Source organism: Microvirga arabica, from assembly GCF_016811235.1.
Lineage (GTDB): Bacteria > Pseudomonadota > Alphaproteobacteria > Rhizobiales > Beijerinckiaceae > Microvirga > Microvirga arabica.
This window is the reverse complement of record NZ_JAFBID010000133.1, coordinates 1-8,906: the sequence shown is the minus strand read 5'-3', so window position 1 is coordinate 8,906 and position 8,906 is coordinate 1. Positions and strand designations below refer to the sequence as shown.

Below are 8,906 nucleotides of genomic sequence, written 5' to 3'. Positions count from 1 at the left end.
CGGCCTCGCTCATGGAGCGCATGGAGCAGGAGGGCATCGTCGGACCCGCAAACCACGCCGGTAAACGCGAAATTCTGCTTGAATCTCCGGGAGTGGGCGACGATTAAGCTCCAGCATCGGAACCTTGGCCGCGGCCCTGCGTCATTGTTGAGCCATGTGCAATGGCCAAGCAGCGTTCATAATTGTTCCGGTCAGGAGAATCTTCGGATGCGTCCCCTCCCCTTCGTCGCTTTGGCCACGGCCTTGTCCGCGTGTGCGGGCATCCTGCCGGCCATGGGGCAGGTGCTGCCGATCGAGATGATCCTTCCGCCCGCGCGGCCGGCTGCGCAGAGTTTCAGCCGCCCGGCCGCGCCCCTGCCGACGGCTTCCTTCCGTCCGCGGCATGCGACCCAGCCGGCCCGGCCGGTGATTCCGAGACCGGCCAACGCGGAGCAGGTGCTCGCCGCGACGGCGCCCCTGCCGCCGAGCCGGCCAGTCCGGGACGAGCCCGAAGCGGCTCCGGAGCCGATTGTCATTACCCCCAAGCCTATCGTGACCGCTTCGGCGGTTCCGGTGGCGCTCAACCAGCCGCTGCCCAACAGCGTGGTGGTGGAGCGGGCCAATGCCTTCTTCACGAATCTCAACACCATGGTGGCGGACTTCACGCAGGTGGGCGGCGACGGGCGCCGGCAGGGCGGCACGCTCTATCTGCAGCGGCCCGGCAAGGTGCGGTTTGAATACGATCCGCCGGCGACCCTGCAGGTGGTTGCCGACGGTCGCTCGGTGGCGGTGCGCGACCGCAAGCTCGCCACGCAGGATCTCTATTCCATTTCGCAGACGCCCCTGAAATTTCTCCTGCGCGAGCGGGTCAATCTCGGCCAGGACATCAAGATCACCGGCATCACCAACGACGGCAATGCGGTGCGGATAAACCTGGAGGACACCTCGACGCTCGGCGGCACCTCCCGGATTACGCTCTATTTCGACCCGCAGGTGGAGAGCCTGAACCAGTGGCGCATCGTCGATGCCCAGGGCTTCCAGACCGTGGTGGTGCTCGACAAGGTCGAACGCGGCCGCCGGATCGACCAGGATCTGTTCAAGATCCAGTACGAGGCGATCATTGGGGCAGGTAACAACCGATAACCTGCGGCTCGGGGGGAGACTTCTGCACCTCACAGCCTCATCCTGAGGAGGTCACGTCAGTGACCGTTTCGAAGGACGAGGCGTTTCCAGTGCACTCTGGACCATCCTTCGAGACGCCGCTGCGCGGCTCCTCAGGATGAGGTCGCGTGTAAGACGACCCTGAAGCCCGCCCTTCCCTCCAGGCCGAATCTGTCGTAGCCGAAAAGGGTCTTCCGAAGGGCCTCATCCGTGCAACTGACCGTCTCGACCTGGAACATCAATTCCGTTCGCCTGCGCATCGATCAGGTGGGCCGCTTCCTGAAGGAGCGCCGCCCGGACATCCTGTGCCTGCAGGAGACCAAATGCCCGAACGACAAGCTGCCCCTGAAGGACCTGCAGGCCTTCGGCTATCCCTTCGTGGTCCATATGGGACAGAAGGGCTATAACGGCGTCGCCATCCTGTCCCGCTATCCGTTTGCCGAGACGAGCGTGATGGAGATGTGCGGCCGCCAGGATGCCCGCCACATCACCGTCACCTTGAGCCGGGAGGCCAAGGCCGCGGCGGGGCTCACCATCCATAACTTCTACGTACCGGCGGGCGGCGACATTCCGGATCCCGAGATCAACGAGAAATTCCGGCACAAGCTCGACTTCATGGCCGAGATGCGCGCATGGGGCAGCAAGGCGAAGCCCGCCGCGGGTCCTGCGATCCTCGTCGGCGACCTCAACGTGGCGCCCCTCGAGCACGATGTGTGGAGCCACAAGCAGTTGCTCGACGTGGTGAGCCATACGCCGGTGGAGACGCAAGCTCTCGAGGAACTGCGCCAGGAGGCGGAGTGGATCGACGCCATGCGCGTTCTACGCCCCGAGCCGGAAAAGATCTATTCGTGGTGGAGCTACCGCTCGCCCGATTGGGCCGCCGCAGACAAGGGCCGCCGGCTTGATCACATCTGGCTGTCGAAGGGCCTGAAGGATACTCTTCGCGCCATCGACGTCACCCGCGACACCCGCGGCTGGGAGCGCCCTTCGGATCACGCGCCGGTGACGGCGGTGCTGGAGCTGTAAGCCGGACTTCCAACCTTCACCCCGTCAGCGGATTTGATCATGTACGGCATTGGAATTGTCGGCCTCGGCACGATGGGGCGGCGTCTCGCGGACAGCATCAGGGCGAATCCGGCTTTCACGATCGTGGCAGCCTACGATCCAGCCGTCACGGAAACCGCAATCCCGATGGCCGGCAGCGTCGCCGAACTCGTCGGCAACCCGTCCGTCCGTTGCGTCTATGTGGCGACGCCTCCGCTCACGCATGAGGAGATCGTCAGGACGGTAGCGGGCGCCGGCAAGGCGCTTCTGTGCGAGAAGCCGCTCGCAGCCTCGCCGGAATCGGCCCATGCCTGCGTCGATGCGGTTGCCCGGGCGGGCATTCCGGCCGCCGTCAACTTTCCCTTCGCCACCGCGCCCGCAGCCGTGCGCCTGAAGGAACTGGTCGATACCGGGGCTCTCGGCGAAAACCTGTCGGCGCACCTGACGCTGCGCTTCCGGCAGTGGCCCAGGGAATGGCAGCAGGGCGCCGCATCGTGGCTCGCCGGCCCTGAGCAGGGCGGCTTCATCCGGGAGGTCGTCTCCCACTTCGCCTTTCTGGCCCTGCGCCTGTTCGGCCCTGGGCGCCTTGCGGAATGCACCGTCGAGCGCGGACTTATGGGCACGGAAACACGGGACCATGCCGTGCTCCGGTTCGCCTCAGCCTCCATGACCATCGATGCCGCCGTGGACGGCGACCAAGACGAGTTCAACCGCTTCGAGGTGAAGGGGTCCCGCAGCTCGGCCATCATGAGCGAGTGGTATCGCCTCGCTCACGAGAGCGGCGACATCGCGCCCGCGCGGGCCGATGCCAACCAGATCGCGGAGCTTGCCCTGCTTCTGGAGGGCCGCCCCAACCGGCTGGCGACCTTCGAGGAAGCTGCCCAAGTCGTTTCGCTCATCGAAGAGATTCTGAGATCGTAGGGTCTCGCACTTCAGCCTTTGGGTCACGCGGGAGTTCGCCTGCGGCCGCCTTGACCGATTGTTAACCGCCCTTTGCGAAACAGGCGGGACAACTTTCCCTAAGGTCAACAGCCGTGCAGTTCCTCGCTCATCGAAAGCTTTCCCATCTCACGACCGCCGCCATGGTGGCCTTCGTCGTGATGACCGCCGCCGCCCTGTTTGCGGTCGTGTCCCTTCAGACCCGCTCGGACGTGCAGAGCAAGGCCCTGGCGCAGCTGCAATCCAATGTGCGGACCTTCGTCGGCATCCTGAGCGGCTCCATCGGCAGCCTCACTGTGAAGAAGGACGGCACCGGTGCCGTCACCGGGATCACGGTGAATGACGACGCCGTGTTCTACAGCGACGAGCTCGCCGACCGAATCGCCGAGGCAACCCAGGCTCCCGCCACCCTGTTCGTGAAGGACAAGGCGAGCGGGGACTTCATCCGCCGCGCCACCAACATGCGCAACCCCGACGGAACGCGTGCAGTCGGCACGGCCATGGACCGCAAGGGCGTGGTCTTCCCCATCGTCTCCGGGGGCGGCACCTATGTGGGCCAGGCCAAGATCCTGGGCGGAGACTACCTCCTGATAAACCTGCCGGTCTTCGGCCAGAGCGGGCAGGTTCTGGGCGTGCTCGGCAGCGGGTTCCAGGTCACTGCCCTCGAAGCCTCGGCCAACCGCCTCATGTGGCAGATGGGCATGGTTTCGCTTGCCGCCGTCCTCGTGCTGACCCTGGCGGCAATCGTCTCGGCCCGGATGCTGTTCCGGCCGATCCCGAAGCTCGCCGGCACTATGAACGGCCTCGCCCATGGCGACACCTCCGTGACGGTGCCCTACCTCGCCTGGAAGAACGAGATCGGCGAGATGGCCCGCGCGGTGGAGATCTTCCGTGAGAACACGGTCGAGCGTCAGCGGCTCGCGGTCGAGCAGGCCGCCGAGAGCGACGCGAAGATGCAGCGCGCCCTGAAGCTCGATGGTCTGACCCGTCAGTTCGAATCCAATGTATCGGCTCTGACGCAGGGGCTCGCCACCGCAGCCTCGCAGATGGAGGCCACCGCCCAGACCATGACGGCCACGGCCGAGCGAACCAACCGGCAATCCGTCAGCGTGGCGGCCGCAGCCGAGCAGACCTCGGGCAGCGTGCAGACGGTTGCTGCCGCCACCGAGGAGATGTCGATCTCGATCCGCGAGATCGCCCGGCAGGTCACCCAGTCGTCGCAGATCTCGTTCGAGGCCGTCGAGAGCGCCAAGCGCACCAACGGCATCGTGCAGGCCCTGGCGAATGGCGCCGAGCGCATCGGCGAAGTCGTTGCCCTCATCAACAGCATCGCGAGCCAGACCAACCTGCTGGCCCTCAACGCCACCATCGAGGCGGCGCGCGCCGGCGAGGCCGGCAAGGGCTTCGCGGTGGTGGCCTCCGAGGTGAAGAACCTGGCCACCCAGACGGCCAAGGCCACCGAGGAGATCGGCTCGCAGATCGCCCAGATCCAGGGCGCCACGCAGGAGGCGGTGGATGCCATCCACGGCATCCAGACCGTCATCGACCAGATCTCCAGCATCTCCACCGGCATCGCCGCCGCCATGGAGGAGCAGGGCGCAACCACGAGCGAGATTTCCCGCAGCGTTCAGGAGGCTGCCCGCGGCACCGGTCAGGTGACGGAGAGCATCGACAGCGTGAAGCATGGCGCAGGCGAGACGGGTGCTGCGGCGGTGCAGGTGCTCGATGCGGCCCAGGAACTGGCCCGCTATGCTGAGAACCTCTCCCGCGAGGTCGATGTATTCCTGTCCGACGTCAAGGCGGCGTGAGGGGGTAAACCCCTCACGTGTCCTCCTGCGGGACGGCCGGTCGGTCCTCGCCGTCGATGGCGATGAGCTGCTGGCGTACGCGCTCCAGGCCTTCCGTGAGGCGGGTCAGCTCCTCGGCCATGGCGTCGTGGATGGCCGCGGCGGCGTCCGGAAACTCCTCCAGCACCCGGCGCATGAGGCTGGGGGTCACGCGGATGATGGCCGAGGGCTCCTGCGCCGTGGCGGTGGCGCGGCGCTCGATGCGGGCGAACAGGGCAGCCTGCCCGATCAGCGCGCCGGCGCCGGCCATGAAGGCAGCCGGTGAGCCGTCTTCAGCGGCGTCGAGCGCGATGGATCCGCGGGTCACCACATAGCCGCCGTCGGAGCGATCGCCCTTCTTGAACAGCACATCGCCCTCGCGGTACGTGCGGGTCTCCGACGCGAAGGCGACGAGCCGCAGGGCATCCTTCTCCAGCAGGTTGAACAGCGGAGCCTGGCTTAAGGTCGCGATGTCGTCGTCGAGGGCCATGATACGTGTTTACGGGATCAGCTTGTAGCCGCCCGGCTCCGTCACCAGGATGCTGGCGTTCGAGGGATCCGACTCGATCTTCTGGCGCAGACGATAGATGTGGGTCTCGAGAGTATGGGTGGTGACGTTGGAATTGTAGCCCCACACCTCGGTGAGCAGGGTGTCGCGCCCGACCACGGCCTGGCCGGCGCGGTAGAGATAGCGCAGGATCGCCGTCTCCTTCTCGGTCAGCTTGAGCTTGGAGCCCTTCTCGGTGGTGAGCAGCTTGGAGCCGGGACGGAAGATGTAGGGCCCGATCTGGAACACTGCGTCCTCGCTCGCCTCGTACTGGCGCAGCTGCGCGCGGATGCGGGCGAGCAGCACGGCGAACTTGAAAGGCTTCACCACATAATCGTTGGCGCCGGCCTCGAGGCCCATCACGGTATCGGTTTCCGACCCTTGGGCGGTGAGCATGATGATCGGGCTGCGGAAGCCGTTCTGGCGCATGACCTTGACGGCCTCGCGGCCGTCCATGTCGGGCAGGCCCACATCCATGATGGCGAGATCGATCCGGTCGCCCTTCACGGCCTCGATGGCCCCATTGGCCGTCTCGGCGATGGTGACCTGGAACTCGTCATGGAGGCCGAGCTGTTCGGCTAGGGTGTCGCGCAGATCCTGATCGTCATCGACGACGAGGAGGCGGCTGGCATTCGACATCTGAAACCCTTCACACGATGAACTGCATGTTGGCTGGAGCGGCCCTTCGAAAGCGAAGAACCCTCAAGCCTCGAGCCGGTTCGTTCGCCCCTTGTCGCCGCCCATGATCCGGATCGAATATCGCCGCCTGGCTGGATATGCCGGCGCGAGCCTTGAGCTTCGGATCATGTTCGACGCATAAGAGTAGTCATTCCCAGCTTGACAACAAGGGGTGCCCAAGGCCCTTCCACTGCCGATGAAACAGTCTCGCGTCAATGTTATCCGTGTTTTCCGTTCCCCGCTCGATCATCGGCGCGGGCGATTGCAGGCTGGCAATCTCGTGATTCCCTGCGCCTTGGGACGCTCCGGCACCTCTCACTCAAAGCGCGAGGGCGACGGCGCCTCGCCGGTCGGACGATTCAAGATCCTGCAGGCCTTCTACCGGGCCGACCACGGACCGCGCCCCCGAACCGGCCTGCCCCTGAAGGCGATCTGCCCCAATGAAGGCTGGTCAGACGACGTGCGGGACCGGCGCTACAACCGCCTCGTTCCCCTGCCCTGCTCCACGAGCCACGAAAAGATGTGGCGGGACGACCATCTCTACGACGTGGTGCTCGACATCGCCTGGAACCGCGGTCCGATCATCAAGGGTCGCGGCAGCGCCATCTTCCTGCACCTCGCCCGCCCGGGCTTCCTGCCCACGGAGGGCTGCGTCGCCGTGGAGCGCCGCATGATCCGGCGGCTCCTGGAGCGGATCGGGCCAAACACGCGCATCGAAATCCTAGGCTGACCACATGATCCTGATCGCCACCTGTTCCGAGTACCCGCATCCGACGCCGAGCCTTGAGGCCCTGGTGAGCGCCCTGAAGGCGCAAGGCATGGACGCGGCTTATCTGCCCTGGAAGACGACGCCGCTGGAGACCTTCGCGGCGGCTGAAGCCGCGCTGCCCCTTTGCTGCTGGGATTACTACGACGATCCCGGGCGCTTCCTCGCCTGGATCGATGCGCTCGAAGCCAGAGGTGCAAGGCTGCTCAACCCGCCCGAGCTGCTGCGCTGGAATTTTCGCAAGACCTATCTGCTGGAGTTGGCTGAGGCGGGTCTTGCCGTCCCTAAGACCTTCCACCTACAGGGGGCAAACCGTCAGGCCATCGCGCAGAGGATGGAGGCGCAAGGCTGGTCCGTTGCCGTGGCAAAACCAGTCTCGAGCCAGAGCGGGCACGGTGTCCAGAAGATCGATTGGTCGAACATCGATCGATGGCCCACGGGCGAAATGCTGCTGCAGGAATATCAACACGATATCGGCGCACTCGGCGAGACCACGATGACCTTCATCGATGGCACGTTCTCGCATGCGGTTCGCCGTGTGCTTAAAGCCGGCGAGTGGCGGGCCAACGCGCAATACGGCACCACCTATGAACGTGTCACGGTAAGCCAAGACGTGATCGACACCGCGAAGTCCTACCTCGACTTTCTGCCGCAGACGCCGCTCTACGCCCGCGTCGACGGGCTCGTTCGCTCCGCCGGTTTCGTGCTGATGGAGCTGGAGCTGATCGATCCGTATCTGTACCTCGAATTCGCGCCGGGCAGTGCCGATGTGATGGTCGGGGCTGTGCTTCAGCGGCTTGGGTAACCACCCCCGCATTTGCGTCTTCCCATCCTTTGACCTCATCCTGAGGAGCAGCCGTGAGGCTGCGTCTCGAAGGATCAGGGCGTCTCCAGTGCTTTCTGGAAGCTCCTTCGAGACGGATTGCTCACGCAATCCTCCTCAGGATGAGGACAGAGGGAGACGAAAGGTTGAAGACGTGGATGGCCGGCACAAGGCCGGCCATGACGTGGTGAGACGGGCAGGCTCTCATCACCCCTGCATGCTCTCGTAGAACGCCTCCGGTTCGTCGATCTCCCGCAGCTTGCCCTTATCGATCAGCAGGAAGCGGGTGCCGATGGCGCTCACGAAGCTGCGGTCGTGGGAGACCACGATGCAGGTGGCTTCCGCATCGAGGATTTCAGATTCCAGCTGCTCGCGGCCCGGGATGTCCACGTGATTGGTGGGCTCATCCATGAGGTAGAAATTCGGCTCGGACAGGCGCAACGCCAGAAGCCCGAGCCGCGCCTTCTGGCCCGGCGACAGCTTGGCGATCGGCAGCCCCTGCCGCTCGATGAAAAAGCCCGCTTCCGCCAGAACCGCGCGGCTGCGTTGATCGCCGAGCCGAAACCGCGACAGGATGAAGTCATGCGCCGTCGCCTTGTCGGGCAGCTGGCGCATGTCCTGATCGACGTAGCCCAGCGCAAGACTCGGACTCACCCGGATACCCGGCAAACCGTCAGGCGCCAGCATCGCCCGGTGCAGCAACTGGACCAGCTGCGACTTGCCCGTACCGTTGCGTCCAAGCACCACGATGCGGTCGCCCTGCGCCACCTCGAGCTTGGGGATCGCGAAGAGCTTGCGCCCATCGGGCGCCTCGACCGTCACGTTCTCCAAGGCCACGAGCACGCGCGCATGGGTGCCGCGATTGCCGAGCCGGATCTCGCCCGAGCGCTCCTTGTGCAGGGAACGTGCGGTCTGCTCCAAAGCGTCGGCCCGGCGCTTGATCTGCGCTGACTTGATCTGCGCGGCATCGCTGCCGCTGTTGATGCCCACGTTGCGCAGTTCTTGCGCGCTCTCGCGCAGACGCTTCACCTCGCGCAAGGTTTTTTCGCGCTGCGCCTGGGCGGACGCATCGTGCGCCTCCAGAAGATCGCGGGCGCGCCGGTAGGGATGCGCGAACGTGATGGATTCCTGCGGACGCAGGAA

General features: G+C 65.3%; 10 protein-coding genes. 7 read left to right on the top strand and 3 right to left on the bottom strand.

Translation table 11 applies throughout. The features are described from left to right. The 5 genes from JQC81_RS34560 to JQC81_RS31180 form a co-directional block, all read left to right on the top strand. A partial coding sequence (locus JQC81_RS34560) for a DNA translocase FtsK (RefSeq protein WP_203275659.1) occupies positions 1–107 on the top strand: 107 nt, incomplete at its 5' end. A gap of 100 nt (positions 108–207) precedes the next feature. Next, positions 208–1,122, top strand: a complete 915-nt coding sequence (locus tag JQC81_RS31195) for an outer membrane lipoprotein carrier protein LolA (RefSeq protein ID WP_203275658.1) — start codon at positions 208–210, stop codon at positions 1,120–1,122. Positions 1,123–1,350: 228 nt separating this feature from the next. Further along, on the top strand, positions 1,351–2,166 hold the full coding sequence (gene xth / locus JQC81_RS31190; RefSeq protein WP_203275657.1) for an exodeoxyribonuclease III: 816 nt from the start codon (positions 1,351–1,353) through the stop codon (positions 2,164–2,166). A 39-nt stretch (positions 2,167–2,205) separates the two neighbouring features. Beyond that, entirely contained in the window at positions 2,206–3,105 is a 900-nt protein-coding gene (locus JQC81_RS31185; protein ID WP_203275656.1) for a Gfo/Idh/MocA family protein, read from the top strand. 113 nt (positions 3,106–3,218) lie between these two features. Beyond that, positions 3,219–4,931, top strand: a complete 1,713-nt coding sequence (locus tag JQC81_RS31180) for a methyl-accepting chemotaxis protein (protein ID WP_203275655.1) — start codon at positions 3,219–3,221, stop codon at positions 4,929–4,931. Between the two features lie 13 nt (positions 4,932–4,944). Here the strand turns inward: JQC81_RS31180 and JQC81_RS31175 are convergent, their stop codons facing one another. After that, positions 4,945–5,439 carry a cyclic nucleotide-binding domain-containing protein gene (locus JQC81_RS31175; RefSeq protein ID WP_203275654.1) on the bottom strand — a complete coding sequence of 165 codons (495 nt, stop codon included), beginning with the start codon at positions 5,437–5,439 and terminating at the stop codon, positions 4,945–4,947. Between the two features lie 9 nt (positions 5,440–5,448). Further along, complete coding sequence (locus tag JQC81_RS31170; protein ID WP_203275653.1) at positions 5,449–6,135, bottom strand: response regulator transcription factor; 687 nt, start codon at positions 6,133–6,135, stop codon at positions 5,449–5,451. 235 nt (positions 6,136–6,370) lie between these two features. Between JQC81_RS31170 and JQC81_RS31165 the strand changes: the two genes are divergently transcribed. Further along, positions 6,371–6,904, top strand: a complete 534-nt coding sequence (locus JQC81_RS31165) for a L,D-transpeptidase family protein (protein ID WP_203275652.1) — start codon at positions 6,371–6,373, stop codon at positions 6,902–6,904. Positions 6,905–6,908: 4 nt separating this feature from the next. Beyond that, positions 6,909–7,745, top strand: coding sequence for an ATP-grasp domain-containing protein (locus JQC81_RS31160; RefSeq protein ID WP_203275651.1), 837 nt, complete (start codon positions 6,909–6,911; stop codon positions 7,743–7,745). Positions 7,746–7,970: 225 nt separating this feature from the next. Here JQC81_RS31160 and JQC81_RS31155 read toward each other — a convergent pair. Continuing rightward, a partial coding sequence (locus tag JQC81_RS31155; protein WP_203275650.1) for an ATP-binding cassette domain-containing protein occupies positions 7,971–8,906 on the bottom strand: 936 nt, incomplete at its 5' end.

Bases quoted from the DNA above. Each gene is read 5' to 3' on its own strand.
- JQC81_RS31195 (WP_203275658.1), top strand. From the start codon at position 208: ATGCGTCCCCTCCCCTTCGTCGCTTTGGCCACGGCCTTGTCCGCGTGT.
- JQC81_RS31185 (WP_203275656.1), top strand. From the start codon at position 2,206: ATGTACGGCATTGGAATTGTCGGCCTCGGCACGATGGGGCGGCGTCTC.
- JQC81_RS31175 (WP_203275654.1), bottom strand. From the start codon at position 5,439: ATGGCCCTCGACGACGACATCGCGACCTTAAGCCAGGCTCCGCTGTTC.
- JQC81_RS31170 (WP_203275653.1), bottom strand. From the start codon at position 6,135: ATGTCGAATGCCAGCCGCCTCCTCGTCGTCGATGACGATCAGGATCTG.
- JQC81_RS31165 (WP_203275652.1), top strand. From the start codon at position 6,371: ATGAAACAGTCTCGCGTCAATGTTATCCGTGTTTTCCGTTCCCCGCTC.
- JQC81_RS31160 (WP_203275651.1), top strand. From the start codon at position 6,909: ATGATCCTGATCGCCACCTGTTCCGAGTACCCGCATCCGACGCCGAGC.